Annotated in this window: 14 protein-coding genes and 1 pseudogene; 5 read left to right on the top strand and 10 right to left on the bottom strand. The window is 43.6% G+C overall.

Annotated features, from left to right (window positions below):
* Window positions 1-103: 103 nt before the first annotated feature.
* The gene (locus tag MHH89_RS28815) at window positions 104-1,207 is read left to right on the top strand and encodes a GerAB/ArcD/ProY family transporter (protein ID WP_036675894.1); all 1,104 of its coding nucleotides are present in this window, start codon (window positions 104-106) and stop codon (window positions 1,205-1,207) included.
* A 292-nt stretch (window positions 1,208-1,499) separates the two neighbouring features.
* Here the strand turns inward: MHH89_RS28815 and MHH89_RS28810 are convergent, their stop codons facing one another.
* Window positions 1,500-1,913 (bottom strand): zinc ribbon domain-containing protein, encoded by a 414-nt coding sequence (locus MHH89_RS28810; RefSeq protein ID WP_036679993.1) that lies wholly within the window; start codon window positions 1,911-1,913, stop codon window positions 1,500-1,502.
* Between the two features lie 286 nt (window positions 1,914-2,199).
* Between MHH89_RS28810 and MHH89_RS28805 the strand changes: the two genes are divergently transcribed.
* Together MHH89_RS28805 and MHH89_RS28800 are read left to right on the top strand one after the other, a co-directional pair.
* On the top strand, window positions 2,200-2,418 hold the full coding sequence (locus MHH89_RS28805) for a PspC domain-containing protein (RefSeq protein WP_038569266.1): 219 nt from the start codon (window positions 2,200-2,202) through the stop codon (window positions 2,416-2,418).
* Window positions 2,419-2,477: 59 nt separating this feature from the next.
* Window positions 2,478-3,170 (top strand): PspA/IM30 family protein, encoded by a 693-nt coding sequence (locus MHH89_RS28800; RefSeq protein WP_076136267.1) that lies wholly within the window; start codon window positions 2,478-2,480, stop codon window positions 3,168-3,170.
* 28 nt (window positions 3,171-3,198) lie between these two features.
* Here the strand turns inward: MHH89_RS28800 and MHH89_RS28795 are convergent, their stop codons facing one another.
* The 4 genes and pseudogenes from MHH89_RS28795 to MHH89_RS28780 form a co-directional block, all read right to left on the bottom strand.
* A complete protein-coding gene (locus MHH89_RS28795; protein WP_076185389.1) occupies window positions 3,199-3,909 on the bottom strand; it encodes a DNA alkylation repair protein in 711 nt (236 codons plus the stop codon).
* 22 nt (window positions 3,910-3,931) lie between these two features.
* Window positions 3,932-4,549 carry a DNA-3-methyladenine glycosylase family protein gene (locus MHH89_RS28790; RefSeq protein ID WP_076099514.1) on the bottom strand — a complete coding sequence of 206 codons (618 nt, stop codon included), beginning with the start codon at window positions 4,547-4,549 and terminating at the stop codon, window positions 3,932-3,934.
* A gap of 184 nt (window positions 4,550-4,733) precedes the next feature.
* A complete protein-coding gene (locus tag MHH89_RS28785) occupies window positions 4,734-5,405 on the bottom strand; it encodes a vWA domain-containing protein (RefSeq protein WP_254847739.1) in 672 nt (223 codons plus the stop codon).
* Between the two features lie 111 nt (window positions 5,406-5,516).
* Window positions 5,517-6,032 (bottom strand): annotated as a pseudogene (locus MHH89_RS28780) (TerD family protein); the annotation flags it as partial.
* A 111-nt stretch (window positions 6,033-6,143) separates the two neighbouring features.
* Between MHH89_RS28780 and MHH89_RS28775 the strand changes: the two are divergent.
* Window positions 6,144-6,800, top strand: coding sequence for a 3'-5' exonuclease (locus MHH89_RS28775; RefSeq protein ID WP_036680002.1), 657 nt, complete (start codon window positions 6,144-6,146; stop codon window positions 6,798-6,800).
* 70 nt (window positions 6,801-6,870) lie between these two features.
* Here MHH89_RS28775 and MHH89_RS28770 read toward each other — a convergent pair whose 3' ends face one another.
* A complete protein-coding gene (locus tag MHH89_RS28770; RefSeq protein ID WP_036680004.1) occupies window positions 6,871-7,827 on the bottom strand; it encodes a 3'-5' exoribonuclease YhaM family protein in 957 nt (318 codons plus the stop codon).
* A gap of 197 nt (window positions 7,828-8,024) precedes the next feature.
* Window positions 8,025-10,310: an FMN-binding protein gene (locus tag MHH89_RS28765; protein WP_341088658.1), complete on the bottom strand. Its 2,286-nt coding sequence runs from the start codon at window positions 10,308-10,310 to the stop codon at window positions 8,025-8,027.
* Between the two features lie 450 nt (window positions 10,311-10,760).
* Here MHH89_RS28765 and hemH point away from each other — a divergent pair, with 450 nt between their 5' ends.
* Window positions 10,761-11,774 carry a ferrochelatase gene (hemH, locus tag MHH89_RS28760; RefSeq protein ID WP_175617361.1) on the top strand — a complete coding sequence of 338 codons (1,014 nt, stop codon included), beginning with the start codon at window positions 10,761-10,763 and terminating at the stop codon, window positions 11,772-11,774.
* Between the two features lie 92 nt (window positions 11,775-11,866).
* Here hemH and MHH89_RS28755 read toward each other — a convergent pair whose 3' ends face one another.
* The 3 genes from MHH89_RS28755 to MHH89_RS28745 all read right to left on the bottom strand — a co-directional run bounded on the left by MHH89_RS28755 (window position 11,867) and on the right by MHH89_RS28745 (window position 15,961).
* Window positions 11,867-12,319 carry an IDEAL domain-containing protein gene (locus tag MHH89_RS28755; protein ID WP_076125508.1) on the bottom strand — a complete coding sequence of 151 codons (453 nt, stop codon included), beginning with the start codon at window positions 12,317-12,319 and terminating at the stop codon, window positions 11,867-11,869.
* A 357-nt stretch (window positions 12,320-12,676) separates the two neighbouring features.
* Entirely contained in the window at window positions 12,677-14,494 is a 1,818-nt protein-coding gene (locus tag MHH89_RS28750) for an adenine deaminase (protein ID WP_341088832.1), read from the bottom strand.
* Between the two features lie 234 nt (window positions 14,495-14,728).
* A complete protein-coding gene (locus MHH89_RS28745) occupies window positions 14,729-15,961 on the bottom strand; it encodes a pyridoxal-phosphate-dependent aminotransferase family protein (protein ID WP_341088657.1) in 1,233 nt (410 codons plus the stop codon).
* Between the last annotated feature and the right edge of the window lie 4 nt (window positions 15,962-15,965).

Below are 15,965 nucleotides of genomic sequence, written 5' to 3'. Positions count from 1 at the left end.
ATGTTAATTATGATAATTATTCCTTCGGATTAAAAAATCGGAATGGCATAATTCTGGTAACTACAACCATACTAAAACTAGTCCAATAAATTTGAGGGGGTATATGAGTTTGGAGAAAGATCGAATTAGTACCAATCAAATGATTATACTCGGGCTATTCACATTTATTGGGGATATGGCGCTTGTGTATCCGGCGTTAATGATATCAGGAGCGAAACAAGATGCGTGGATTGCTGCTTTGATTAGCATTCCCTTGGGTCTAGTGACCATAAAACTGTTACTCTGCTTAGCAGACCTTGAACCCAACAAGAATATTATCGAGCTTAGCCTACAAATTTTAGGAAAATGGGTCGGAACTGCTGTGGCCTTATTCTATTTAGGGTTCTTCCTGATTGCTGCCTCCACCTACATAAGAGAAATTGAAGATTTCATGTGTACACAGATTTACGAGAAAACACCCGGTGGGGTTATTCGTTTCATGGCCATTTTCCTGCTGGTATATGGGGTACGACTTGGCCTAGAAACCTTGGGCCGGGCAGCTCAGCTATTTTTCCCTTTATTTGCAGTTTTTTTAATCGGTCTGCTGCTCCTGCTGACCCCCGATGTCAAAATGGAACGTTTATACCCCATCTTGAACACACCAGTACCGGACATGCTTCATACTTTGATGTATGGTGTTTTTTATCCTTTTGGCGAATTGTGCGTGTTTCTAATGATATATCCTTATGCTCAGAAAAATAGCAAAACAAGCCGGGATATTTTCATAGCCTTGATCATCGGAGCTCTGGGCCTTAACCTCATCTTATTGTTTTCCCTTACCGTTCTAGGTGTTTACGCTTCTGAACATCAATTTTATGCCGCTTATATTCTTGCTCAAAAAATTAATATTGCTAATTCTCTGCAACGTATTGAAGCGCTTATGGCTACAGCATGGATTATCAGCACATACTTCAAAACTGCAGTTTATTACTATGCTTTAACCTTAGGTACAGCCCAATTATTCAAACTCAAAAGCCACCGTCCTCTGATCATACCCACTGGATTTTTGTTATTCGGGATGTCACAGCTGATTGCCAAAGACATCATTTTCTATGTGAAGGAGATCCCCGCCTACTGGGTAGATTGGGATTTCACCTGTGCATTTGTTCTGCCGCTTATGTTGCTAGTTGTGTATAAATTTAAGAAACGCCACGCTTCTAAGGTTTAAACGACACTAGATTGTGAATAAGTGAAATTAAGATTGTAGATACGAATCCCGCTTAATGATCTAATTACGCTCCACTAAAATAATTGGGGAATTTCTCCCTGAAATTCACAAAGTGAATATTCCGCCGCCCAACCTAATGGCATAGAATACTTTGTGTGCGTAGCCCATAGTCTATTGGCTAAAGCAAGAATCCGCTTATAGCCTTTTTACTAAAAAAGAAGCTGCCTCATAAGTAGTATTCACTACTTTTAAGACAGCCTCTTTGTTCATAAGTTTCTTGTATGAAGTAACTCTATTCCTTCTTATCCAAAGAAATCGACGATGGAGTTACATCACTGACAGGTTCTTTTGCCACTTCAAAAGTGGATCCGCAGGCCGGACAAAAGCGTGCCTCGATCGCCACATTCCCACCACATGCTTTGCAATGCTTTACATCGGACAACTCAGCAATTTGCTGAAGGTTCGTCTCAATCTCCGCCTTCAATTCGAGAATACGATTAATATTAGTCTCGATTTGCTCACTTGGCAGTGGTCCTGCACCTTGAGTTACGGCTTCAAATAACAGTTTGCCCATGACCTGATACTGCTGGTCAATATCATTTTGCTTACCGTTATTTTGCAGCTTCAACCGGTTAATCTCCACCACTGTTTTTGCTTTATTCCCAGCCTCGCTTACCCCTGCTTTTACTTTGTTAAAAAAACTCATATTCAGCCCCCAATTCCGTAGTAGTCATATATAAGCATATTTCGACACCGCCAGAAGTATTCCTTTCTTTATTGTACCTAACTTCGTCCATGGTTTGTAGCCTATAACCGATTTACTAACCCTTTCCCCGCCTTCCTGCGGGAACGAACCTCGACTCAGGTCTGGTATACAAAACCGCCTCCAGGCCGTTTTTTCGCATGCAAAAAGACATTAGAATGAGTACATAAGCAAACGGGTTGCAGGATTCAATAACAATCACACCCATACGAGAGGAAGAAAACAATAAATGAAAAAATTATATCGTTCCCAAAGTGATCAGAAGATAAGTGGTTTGTGCGGAGGTCTTGCTCGTTGGTCTGGTATTGATGCTACAGTAATCCGTCTTGTTGCTGTTGCCGCAGCATTGTTCAGCTTCGGAACAGTACTTATCTTCTACGTCATCGCTAGTATCATCGTTCCTAAAGAACCTTTTAACAGCTTTTCAGATGGACATGATTTCTATTAATTAATCGTCGTTCAATACAAGCCAGCCCTAATATAGCCATAAAAAAGGAGAGATAGAACATGAGTCTATTAAAAAGAATTTCCACAATTACTAAAGCAGCCCTACACGAAGGCCTAAATAAATTAGAAAACCCGGTATTGCTGACAGGTCAGTATTTACGTGATCTTGAAAATGATATTGCTAAGGCGGAACGTAATGAGCGTGATCTGCAAGTAACAGCCAGTGTGTTGGAACGCCGCAAGCAAGAATATACTCAGTTAGTAGAGCAAAGTGAAGCCGAAGCCGTTCAAGCAGTTGAGCAAGGAAATGAAGAAAGAGCTCGCCTGGCACTCATAGCCAAGTTACGGTACGTGGAACAGCTGGAAGAGTCCATAAATAGTCAAGTACAAACTAAGCAATCCCTGGCAGAGCTTGAGATCAATATCGCTAGAGCTAAAGAAGAGCGTGAACATCTCAAAGCGAAAAGAACTGAGCTTATCGCTCGCGCTCAACAAGCCACAGAAACACTCCACTCAGCTCCACGTAGTTCTACGAAAGGTCTAAATGTAGGATCAGCTTCGCAAGGCTTCGAACGTATGGAAGAGAAGATTTTCGAGTGGGAAGCATTGGCGGAAAACTCCAAAAATAAATTCAATACAGGTACAGGAATAAGTCCTTCCATCGATCCTAACCTGCGTAGCGCTGTTGACATCGAAATCGAGCGAATCCGCAACCGTAAAACTAACACTGAAGTAAACACTGAGAAAAAATAAATAGGACAATAAACCCCTTATTACTCAGCTATTGTGCTGAATAAGGGGTTTGTTTTTTACTTCTTTTCATCCCGCGAATCCATTTTTTCGTTTCCGGATCCACGCGATAAGACTCCGTGATTTTCTGCAAAGCCTTGTTGTAAGTGAAATCATCTAAGCTGTTGTTTCTCAAATAACTCATCGTAGGCTCTGGCAATTTCACATAACAAATCGAAAGCGCCCAAGAAACCGCCATTTTTACATAATAGCCTTCATGACTGACCTTATCGAGCAATGGTAAAATCCGGCTGATATACGTTTCTTCAATAAAGAAATTAAGCAGCATTACCACAGCAAATCGGATCTCATATTCTTTATCTGATGATAAGTACGGCATTATAAACTCCCATACCCGTTCTTTATTCTTTACGGTAAACTTCAGGCCTGTGCAAAAGCTATCGCATACCGACCAGTTATCGATTCTGGGAATAAAGTCAGCGATATAACGTAGGATTTCTTCAAGATCTGTCTTCACGTAGCCAAGCACCATACCTTGCAGCATCACTTCTTCAAAATAATCTGTCTCGGCATGCTCCAAATAGGCTCTCCAATCACCCTTTGCAATGATTTTGGCAAGCTTGCGCAGTTCCGGTAGCCTGACGCCTATAACATTATCTATCGTCGGAATTAAGGCCGCAGAAAACTTTTGGTAGTCCACATCTGCCAAATTCAATAGCTGTTCTCTTATTGTTTTTTCCATAGTAGTACTCCTTACCCGTCCATTATTCAAATGAAATTTCCCATAAATATATAGAAGCCACAGAACCCAAAGGAGAATAGTTTAGCCGGTATTGTTCAAATTGATCTTTGGTAAGCTTATCAAGTCCATACAGCTTCATCATCCCCCGACGAATCGCAATATCTCCCCAGCTGACCACATCCCGTCGTTCCATAGAATGGATTAACATCATTTCTGCCGTCCACTTGCCAATGCCCTTTAACGTCATAAGTTTTTGTATAACCTCTTGATCTGATAACCCAGGCAATTCCTCCAGCTTAAAATCACCCTGAGCGACCAAATTGGAAATCTCATGGATACATAGTGCCTTTTTCATCGTCATCCCACAGCTTTGAATCTCATCCGCCGTATGTAAGGCTAACTGCTGCGGAGTGATGTCTCCGAACTGAGCCAACATTCTGTTCCAAATGGTCCGAACCGCTTTTACTGAAATAAGCTGTCCTACTATAGCATAGATAAGCGCAGTAAAAAGATCCGGTATAATTACACGTTCCACTCTGCCCATCCGTGCCATAGCTGCACCAAGTACTGGATCCACACTTCGGAGATAATCTATGTCTTCTTGCCCATAATCAAAAAACTTAGTAATTACGCTGCTCAAAGTGTTTCCTCCCGTATCTGATAGTGATGATCCTAATCCTAATATACAATACCTATTTGGCAGTGTACGGATTGTTGAATAGAATAGCAAGATAGCGAAACCAAAAAAAGCCATAAGACCTCCTAAGATAGGTGGTTATGGCCTATTGTAGCGCACAGGCTTATTCATTCTCAGTAATGTATTTTTATGCTCGCAGGATTCTTTTTTCTTTCGCTGCGCTTAGCCACAAGGGGAATTCATTCAGCAGCTGATCATACAGATCTTCATCAGTCACCTTTTCAATGTTGTCCAGATGAATAAAATTGGCGTTATCCACCAAACGGCCCTTCATCGTATCAAGTTGCTTCAATACTTCAAAATCCGAGTTACCGATTCCGACAAACTGCCAGAAAATCGGTTGGACCGAAGCAGCCATAATCACATTTTTAGTGGATTTCACTACACCACCATCGTTAATAAATATGATAAATACTGGTGTAGAATCGGGTTCTTCCTCCGTATATTTTTTAATGATATCCTCCATTACTGGCGGTTCATTATTGCGGCCAAACTTATGAATGGTACGATTATTTAAAATATGTGTAAACACATATCTTCCTAAATCCTGCTCTGTCACAGGTGGCAGCCGGCTAAACTCCGTATCGTACACCCACACATCTAACGATTGGTTATCATCAAATTTGCAGGCAACGGCTAATATACGCTCAACTACTTCTTGAACGGTTCCATTATTATAGAGATTTCTCATAGATCCTGTAATATCCAGGACAACGCCTACCCTTGCAATGACTCCTGTCAGATTCTTTTTTTCTAAGGTAATCTGAACAATTTTTTTACGTAAATCAATAGAGGACAGTACATTCTTCTCTTCATAACGGATCGTCTCTAAAGGCAGGGTTAACTCAGCTGTGGCCGCTACCTCAGGGTTCCCTTCGTCTTCTTCAATAACGAGCCCATAGTTTGTACATAACGCAGCCAATCCTCCCTCAAAGCCACTACCAATCGCACTGAATTTCCACTCTGGACCATAGCGATATACCTCTCCAACCACAATAGCTGTCTCCGTCGACAGGTCAGAGCCATACTCGAAAACGAATATTTCCTCGCCGCTAGCAGCATCCACTAAGCGTAGATAAGGAGAGGTTACTTGCTTCATAGAGTGTCCTAATTTTTCTCCTTCATAGATCGTTAAAGTTAAAGCTATTCTAGTAATATCCTTAGGAAGTCGAGAAAGTGTAATGGCGATAGCTTCTTTATCCCCTAGTTGTAAGACAGAATGAGTTACAGCTTCGTCTATAGACAACGGATTACCATAAAAGATAAAGTTCTCATCGCGTTCGCAACGGTTCTGCTCTGACAGTAAAAAAGCAGCAGAGTCTATGCCAATTCTAGTATCAGCAGTCATCCACCCAAATTTCAGCAAAAGCTTGTTCACGTTTCTCCCTTTCGTAATATCCACCTTTTGCCCCTTTATAAGCCGCACTCTATCATCTCCTTATTTTTACTGAACAGCTCATTGTGATTCACTAGATTGTATTTATCATTTTACTACTTTAATATGAAACGTATATATGATAGATAAGGAGCTTTACGAATGGACTTTATAGCAATTGACTTTGAGACCGCGAACTCCAGTCGATCCAGTGCATGTGCCTTGGGACTTGTGGAAGTTAAAGCTGGAAATATAACCGCAGAACATTCTTGGCTAATTGACCCGCAGCAGCGGTTTGATGGCATGAACATTTCGATACACGGCATCACGCCATCAATGGTAATCGGGCAACCTACTTTTCAAGAACTGTGGCCCACCGTTGAACCGTTACTACACGGACAAATCGTCGTGGCGCATAATGCTGCTTTTGATATGAGTGTCCTGCGTTATTGTCTCGATGGAATGTCCCTGAGCTACCCAAGCTTTCAATACTTATGTACCTATTTATTAGGCAAAAAAATGCTGCCCGACCTGCCCTCCCATAAACTTAATGTAGTCTCCGATTTTTTCGGCATTACGCTAAAGCACCATGATGCCTTGGATGACGCACGCGCAGCCGCTGCAATTCTAGTAAAACTTATGGAGCAGGAGGAGCACTATGATCCTCTATTGCTCTCTGCCAGTCAAGGATATACTAGCGGAACGATGTTTGCCGGCGGGTATACCCCATTTTCCACTCGCGCGAAAAAGCCTGCTAAGAAACAAGGCACTAAACATAAACCCTCCATTTATAGCAGCCGCGCCACTTTGTCCAAATAACCAAAGAACATCAAAAACCCCCAACCAGCTCCTTTCTGCTGATTGGGGGTTTGGTTTTACAGGGTATCTCTTAAATCTTCAAACGATACACAGCCTTATTCTCTAGACCTCTGATGAACGGTGTCCATTCCTCGGTCTCCGGTGTGGTGTCCAAAGCATCCTCCACCATTTGCAGCTTCGCATCCATCGCATCGATATGATGCAGAGCGACTGCCTCAGCTGTCTGTGGCTGAACAGGACTACCCCATTCGCCCAAATTATGATGTGACAATACGAGATGCTGTAACGCCATAACCTTTTCCGAATTCAAATCAATATCTAAACGGATAGCCGCTTCCGTGATCCAGTTAGACGCCATCGAGATATGGCCAATCAACTTGCCCTGAACGCTGTATTCCGAGACAATCCCAAGCTGGGAGACCATCTCCTCCGGCTTCGCGATATCATGCAGAATGATTCCTGCCTTCATTAGATCTGGATTCAAGAACGGACGCTGCTTGCACAGAAAATCACCAATCTCCAGCATACGCACCATATGATAAGCAAGTCCGGCAAAATAAGCATGATGATGTGTTTTGGCTGCCGGATAATGCATCAATTTCTCTTCCACTTTACCCACACAAAAAGAGACAATCGAAGCAATTTCCGGATCTGAAATACTTGCCATAACCCCTTTAATCGTATGAATAAGGTCTACTGGACGAATTGGGGCAGAACGGATGAAATCCGTAAGTGCAACACCATCCTCATCGTTAACCAACCTGATTTTAGTAATTTTTATTTGTAATTTCTCACGATAAGTATGAGCAATCCCGCGTACCTTCACAAGCGCCATAGGAAAAAAAGTTTCTTTATCGGTTGTGCTGGCATCCCAATATTTCGCAGATAATTGTCCAGTGGAATCCCCCAGAACGATGTCGAAATAATCTTTTGGAGGAGTGCCGTTCGTTTGTTTAATTGCCAGCTCTCTTAAAAGATAAAAGCCAACAAATTCATCTTGTGGAGCGAGCTGTTTAATTTGTGTCATGTTGGAGCCTCCTATTAATAACAGGCTTTTGGCCTGCTCTCTATATTAAACTTTAGACACTCACCTCCAAAATCCCTTTAAATCACTATACGATCTATTTTCATATTTATGTACAAGCCAAGAATATTTGAAAAAGGAGGCTACTCCCCGGCCATATTCTGGCACTGGAATATCCTCCTTTTATTATAAAACGATAATTATTTACCAGCCGATTCAAGCGCTGATTTAATAGCTTCTACCGCTTTAGCGGATATTTCTTTCTCTGCATCATTTTTTCCGAAGGCTGCTGGACGGTAACCATATTTGTGCAGGCTGTATCCGGTCGATGTCGACTCGATTTCACCTTTCACTGCCAGCTCCGCGTCCGTTAACTGATTGATTGTTCTTACACTTCCGTTTTTATCCAAATAATAAACAAGCATTTTGACAGGAACACCGTACTCTACATTCACCATAACATTTACAAGCTTATCGGCACTTACACCAATGAAGATTCCATCGAAATAAGCCGCTTTATTAGCTTCTACAATCTCAGCTTTTCCGTATGCTCTATCCACCGCAGTCTTCAAAGCCACGCTGCTGCTAGTTGCACCAGACACAGCATCTACTTCCTGCACACCTTCTCTAGTCCCTGCTGCGAGGAAGCTAGCCGTCAACTGAGGAATTGCTTTTACCACCTCAGGATAAGCAGCGTTCCCTCTATCTACAAGGTTCATTCCTACACGGTACAAGGCTACATTTACGATTTTGCCGTTACGCAGGGTAACGTCCGCTCTGTTCGTTCCTTTATCATAAGCATCACCAAATGCAGTAAAGGTTCCGTCTTTATAGGTTCCTTGGACTTTGGATGCATTGGTCAAAGCATCTGTCAGTGCTGCTTTAGCTGCTGCCGAAAATGCTTCTTGGCCTGTAATATCGGCCATTTGCACACCTTTTTCTAACAGCCCGGATGTGAGTGTAGCTACCCATCCTTTTTGTTCTGCACTCAGTTTATCGTCAGCAATCAGCTTGCCGTCAGCTCCAAACAGACTTACTTTAATGCCTGTTACCGCATCTGCATCAACATCAACTAGCAGCAGTACTTTAGATTGGTTATCTACTCCGGCAAATTTGCCGTCAAAATATTGACCTTCAGCAGGAACCTTCAGCGCTTTCTCAAATGCTCTTTCTACAGCTTGGTTCCAGCTGTGACTGCTTTCCGTAGCTCCGGAAATTCCGTCAACCTTTTCATCATAGTTAGCGATATATGAACCATTCGCTAGCAGCTTAGCTGTCATAGGAGCATTTGCTTTTACTACTTCCGCATAAGCTGTTGCCCCTCTGTCAATCAGGTTGTTGCCAAGTCTAAACAGCTTCACATCAACCAACTTACCGTTGCGAATCACGATGTCGGCTCTTTCAACGCCAACACTTCTTGCCGTACCATAAGAGGAATAGAATCCGTCTACATAAGCAGATGTATTGTTGATTATTGCATTCTGCTCAGCATCCCAGAAAGCGTTAATCGCTGCTATAAAGTCGGCTTCAAGACCTGCAACAGGCTGTGCCTCTGTTCCTTTGGCCAGCAAGGCTGGAGCTATAGCTGCAACCGCTGCCGCTTGCTCAGCTGTGTAAGCTTTCTCCTCAATGAAATCACCAGCGCTGTTCATAGGATACACTTTAACATCTGTAAGCTTGTTGGATTCGTAGGTCGCGAATACAGAATATTTACCTGTAGGATCTACGCCCATATGAACTCCATCAAAGTAAACGGCATTTGTATCTTTCACTGTCAGAGCTCTTTCAAACGCTCTATCTACAGACAATTTCCAGCCATTACTGGAGCGGGTAGCTCCCGAAACAGCATCAACTGCCGCTGCTCCATCTCTTGTTTTGCCAAGCAATCTATCCTTCATCAATCCATAAGCTTGCCATAAAGCACTATAATTGTTACGAGCATCTCTATCAATCAGCTTAGGACTGGTTCTCAAAAGCTCAATGCTAGTAATTTTGCCATCTTTAATTTCGATCTTGGCACCTTCCGTGCCTTTGGAGTATGCATCGCCATAAGCTACGTAAACTCCATCTTGGTATACGTTTTCATTAACTGTAACAGGCTTTGCTGTAGCCACAGGCTTAACAGTTTCCGCTGGTACTACTGTCGCTGCTGGTACAGCGGTTGCTTTTGGGGTTGCTACTGGTGCTGCTGTAGCTTTTGGGGTTGCTGCTGGTTTGGCTGTTGCTGTTGGTTTTGCCGTTGGCTTTGGCGTTGCTGTTGGTTTTGCCGTTGGCTTTGGTGTTGCTACTGGTTTTGCCGTTGCTTTTGGTGTTGCTGCTGGTTTTGCCGTGGGTTTTGCTGTTGGTTTTGCTGCCGGTGCATCCGCTTCTTCGGAGGCTGCCGATACTGCATCCACCTTCAAGTTTACAGCAGGCACATTAAGTGTGTAAGCAAACGGCGCTAACAATATAGCCGCGCTAACCGTTAAAGAAATTAGTTTTTTCAATGAAAATTCTCCTTTACCAAACCCCAGTGATATGTAGCTTTTTGTTAACCAAACCTTTTTCGTACGATGCCCCTTCTCTTCTTATGAAGCATAACTTCTCTCTTCATAAGAACTCATCCCCCCTCTCATGCCTTTACACGCTCGATTTTCAATAAAAAATAGCTTGAATCTATTTCATTTCTTCCTTTTAACACAAAGCTGTATAAAAGGTGAAATAATTCACATGAGTTACTATAAAAACACTTACACCCGTTTTCCATCAATTTCTGGTTTGATACTACCAGACCTTTCTGCGGTTCTTCTGTATCGAAAATCACACACCCTATAAGAAACATCACTATTTGCGATTAAATTTAATTTATACGCGCAAAGTGATCTCAATAACTGTGCATTCAAGGCTAGCTATGCTATTTTAGAACGATCTCTTATATGGGAAAGGAGTTCTGTGCTTTGAGCAAACAGCCACCTATTGGAGTTATACTCGCCCAAATCGGCACCCCTACTGCACCAACTGCAAAAGCTGTACGGCCTTATCTGAAACGTTTTTTATCAGATCGCCGAATCATAGATTATTCTCCTCTGCTGTGGCAGCCTTTGCTGCGAGGTGTCATTCTGCGTTCACGTCCACGCCGGTCCGCTGAGCTGTACAGTCAAATATGGACAACCGAAGGATCACCATTGCTCTTTCACTCTTTAGCTCAGCAATCTGGATTACAAGAACTGCTGGGTCCACGGTATCAGGTAGAGCTTGGATTGGCTTATAGCGAACCCAGCATGGAGCAAGCGATGGCGAAATTCGACACCGCTGGAGTTACCCGAATTATCATTGTGCCGCTGTTTCCGCAATATTCGTCCACGACTACCGCGTCCGTATTCGATCAGGCCAGCTTTGCAGCCTTAGGTCGCCAAAGCTCCACTGGACCTGTAACTAAACGTCTGATTCCGGCTCTAAGATTTATTGATGCCTACTATAATGAGCCCGGTTATATTTCAGCCTTGAAGTCACACCTACTGCGTCAAATGGAGATTCTGAGCAAAGAACCTGATTATTTTGTACTGACCTTCCATGGGATTCCCAAACGGTATGCGGATACCGGCGATCCCTACCCGCAGCAATGTATGGAAACCGCGCATCTTCTTGCTTCTGCTATGAATTGGGAGCCCGAACGCTGGCAGCTTAGTTTTCAATCACGTTTCGGACGAGAAGAATGGGTAGGACCCTCTACTGCGGATGTTCTGGGAGAGCTTGCCGGACGAGGAATACGTAAGCCTCTGATTTTTTCACCGGGTCTTGTGACCGATTGTCTGGAAACGCTGCATGAGCTAGCCATAGAAGGACGAGAACAATTCGAGGCTGGTGGAGGACAAGCAGAGGAATTTATGGCAATCCCCTGTTTGAATGACCATGAGGATTGGCTTGATTTTTTGGCTGAACATGTAGAAAAAAACGCCCAAGGATGGTAAATCAAAAAAACCGTCTTGTCCACAGATCATTTCTGTTGCAGACAAGACGGTTAGCTATATCAATTGTTAAGCATGAAGAATCGAAAGGATACTTATGCTGTAAGCTGCTTATATTTCGTAGTCAGTTCATGGAACCACTGCTTGTCCTGCAAGGTCAACGCAAAATCAATCAGCTCGGCAATCTCACTCGGCTGTAAATCTGCTGAGTCATTAAAGGATACTTCAGCCGTAGCTGTAGCTGCGCCATTCCCATCCTCTGCGTAATCATAAGAAAAACATAACTTAATGTCACTTTCCAGAAATTCATTACGAAGGAAATATAATACCTCACACATTAACACAGGTCTAACATGATCATCAAAGACACATTCCATAACCTTTGCCCAATATTGCTGGTTGTTGAGGTGTAACTTATCATTAGTTAAGAGATATTTCTCACCCTGAAAATCGGTGACAAATCTCAGTTCAAGCGGCTTCATCTTAAAAATAGTAGCAATTTGCTTCATGCTAATATTCAAAATATCTTGCGTTTCTAGTCTGATCATCTCTCCATGCACCTCGTCCCTCTTAGTTGGGTTATTCGAAACCTGCCATTATCTATAATTCTTTATATGCCATTAATGTAAAATTAACTCCATTAATTCACTTTAATTTTATCTAATTTAACATTATTATCGTCACCTGACTATGCTTTATTTATATTTTTTTAGGATTTCGCTCAGAAAAATGTTTCATTCTCTAAAAATCTGTTTAATATTATTGTTCATTACAATAAGATGTATAAAGATTACGCATCATGTGAAGCTTTTGCTTTCTTATATTTAAACAAAAAAACTGTTCTGAAGGGTCATTATGACCTCAGAACAGTTTTTTGCATTAGGATTATACTTCAGTTAATTTACTTAAACAAACAATGGCACTAACTGTATTCCCTCGGGTGAAATCCGCACGAGTCCTTTATCTGTGATACGTAACGTTGGGATAACCGCCAAAGCAAGCAGCGATAAAGTCATAAACGCGTAATTCAAAGTACAGCCGGCATCATACAACGCTTTGCTGATCGCAGCTGATTTCTCAGCAGCAATTTCAAATGGCTCTGTAGACATTAGGCCTGCAATGGCCAACGGGAATAACGTTTCTCCACTAGATGTAATTACGGCGACCCCACCTTGAGCGTCCGCCACCGCATTTGCAGCTTTAGCCATTAACTCATCATCATTACCGATAACGAGTACATTATGACTATCGTGAGCAACCGTCATTGCAATGGCAGCCGGCTCTTTAAATCCAATGCCTTCGACAACGGCCACTGATTTATTGCCTGTACCTTTATGACGTTCGAGCACTGCGATTTTGCACAAACCTTCTATAGCATTTACATCCAGTTGCCCCTCCACTACAGGTATCGAAACCATACGCTCAATAGTCTCCACATGATTTTCTCTTACTTTAATAACTCTTGTAGTAAGTTCACCTGTTTGAATTGGAGCAGCAATGATGAAGTCTTCTGAAGTAGGACGCTGTGGCAAATGAACCGAAGCCAACACTTCCTCCGGATAAGTGAATTTAGCAAGCTCTGCCGTCATTACCCCGTTCTCCGCAACTACTACACCTGCGGCAATTGTCAGCACTACATTAATATCCGCCAAATTCCCGTCTAAAAGGATGATATCTGCAAAAGAACCCGGAGTAATAGATCCGATATCTCGCGCTAAACCAAAGCGTTCAGCAGTATTAATGGTAGCCATTTGGATAGCCGTTATAGGCTTAACACCTTGAGCAATAGCATCACGCAGGACGAAATTCATATGCCCTTCATCTCGTAAGGATTCCGAACTACGATCATCCGTTACCAGCATCATTCGGCGTGTATCTATGCCGTGTTCTGTATGGGCCGTAATTGTTTTAGCCACATCATGCCAAGCCGAGCCCCGGCGCATTTTGGCATACATCCCCAGTCGAACGCGCTCAATCACATCGTCTGCTGTCACACACTCATGATCGCCAGTCACCCCTGCCGCAGCATACACGGGCAGTCTCCAGTCGCTGGAAGGCCATGTGAAATGACCATCTACAAATCTGCCTGCCCGCAGCGTAGCTTGAATTTCCCCAAGCATTTTCTCATCGCCATAAACAACGCCGGGAAAGTTCATCACTTCACCCAGCGCAATCACATCGGGTCCCCAAGTAAAGGCTTCTGCCACTTCATCTGGTCCAATAGAAGCTCCCGTTGTCTCGAATTCCGCACCTGCCGCAGGCACACAAGAAGCCACCTGCATGTAAGCAGCTAACGGCGTCCCCCGCATCTCATCCAGCATCAATTGAATACCCTTCAGCCCGAATACATTAGCAATCTCATGTGCATCAAAGAAACCACCTGTTGTGCCAAGCGGCAGAACAGCGCGGGAAAATTCAGTAACGGTTAGCTGGGTGCTCTCAATATGGCAGTGGCCATCGAGCAATCCCGGAGCTATATACTTGCCGTTCGCATCAATAACTTGCGTTCCTTCGCCAATCATATGTGTCACATCTTTACCAACATAAGCAATTCGTCCACCTTGAACACCAACAGACATTCCTTCTAGAATTTCACCAGAGCATACGTTGACCAGCTTTCCACCTGTAATTACCAGTGTTGCCGGTTTATCGCCTCTTGCCGTAGCCACAAGCTCAGGTACACAATCCGCTAAAGGCTTTCTTGTAAAAGTTGTCATCTTCATCTCTCCCCCGTTAGTATCCAAGTGTTGTCTTGATGTAGTGAATAGATCCGTAATCATAGAGGATTGCCTAACTATTAAGCCTAGGATAATATAGTTGCGCAGGTCTGTATTTGTAAGAAAAAACGGCTCAATCATCCCTGTAGATGATAGCCGTTTACTTATTCCCAAAGATTGTCCGAACCATCCGGACATGCCCCTGTTTTTACTCTCCCGCCATCCGCTCTATTCCAACGATTATCTTACTTTTGCCTCATATACGTCAAGTGCTGCCTGAACCCCAAACCCGCAAGGCCCCTTAAATCCATGACGCTGTAATGCGGCTTCCAGCGCTCCAAGCAGCCGCAACACGTTATTCTCACGACAGCTAAAACCCATCGTACCGATGCGCCAGATCCTTCCCTTTAACGGTCCAAAAGAACTGGCAATTTCAATTCCGAACCGCCCCAGCAGCAGCGAACGGACAGCTTCCCCATCTATCCCCTCAGGGATCAGCACACAGGTAACAACAGTAAGCTTGCAGGAAGGATCCCCGTATAGTTCTAAACCCATAGCTGTTAATCCAGCTACAAGTGCTTTTTCATGGAGGATATGTCTGGCGAATCGGGCATCCAGCCCTTCTTCAAGGGTAAGCCGCAAGCCCTCCCGCAGTGCATAAAGCATTGAGGTCATCTCTGTATGATGATTGAGACGTTGTGGACTCCAGTAATCCTGAAGCATGCCGAGATCGAAATAATTGCTGCGGACAAAAGATAAGTCACCTGGCTGGACATCACTTGTTCTAATCCCGCGTTCTACTCGTTTTCGGGTCATGAGCTTAGCTTCAGCACGATCATTATACGTTATCGGTGCCATTCCGGAAGGGATGGACAGGCATTTCTGTGTACCGCCAACGACGGCATCCAACATCCAAGCATCTGTCTCGACAGGAATGCCCCCAATGGTTGCAACTGCATCGACTATGAATAAAGTATCCATCCGGCGGCAAGCTCTACCAATTTCCGCGAGTGGCTGCACACGTCCTGTAGAGGTCTCCCCGTGAACCATTGCCACCACATGTGGCTTAAAAGTCTCCATAGCTGCTATCACTTCATCCGGCTCAAACACACTCCCCCATGGCTTTTCCAACACGAACACCTCAGCGCCACATCTTTCAGCAATCTCATGCAATAGATGTCCGAAGCGGCCAAAGATCGGAATCAGCACACGCTCACCCGGCAGGATCAAACTAACCATCACGGCTTCAATTCCAGCACGGGAGGTACCATCAATTGGGTAAGCCCATGAATTAGAAGTAGCAAACAACTCCCGCAGCATTTCCATCGTTTCATTCATAATAGAGGTGAACTCTGGATCAAACTGACCCAGCACCGGAAAAGACATCGCCCGCAGTACACGCGGATCTACCTCGACCGGACCCGGAGTCATAATACAGCGTTGGGACGGCGACAAATCTTCGTAACGCTTCATGATG

Source organism: Paenibacillus sp. FSL H7-0323 (assembly GCF_038002725.1).
In the GTDB taxonomy this organism is placed as follows: domain Bacteria; phylum Bacillota; class Bacilli; order Paenibacillales; family Paenibacillaceae; genus Paenibacillus_AQ; species Paenibacillus_AQ odorifer.
The sequence above is the reverse complement of the archived record's forward strand: the minus strand, read 5'-3'. Positions and strand labels throughout refer to the sequence as shown.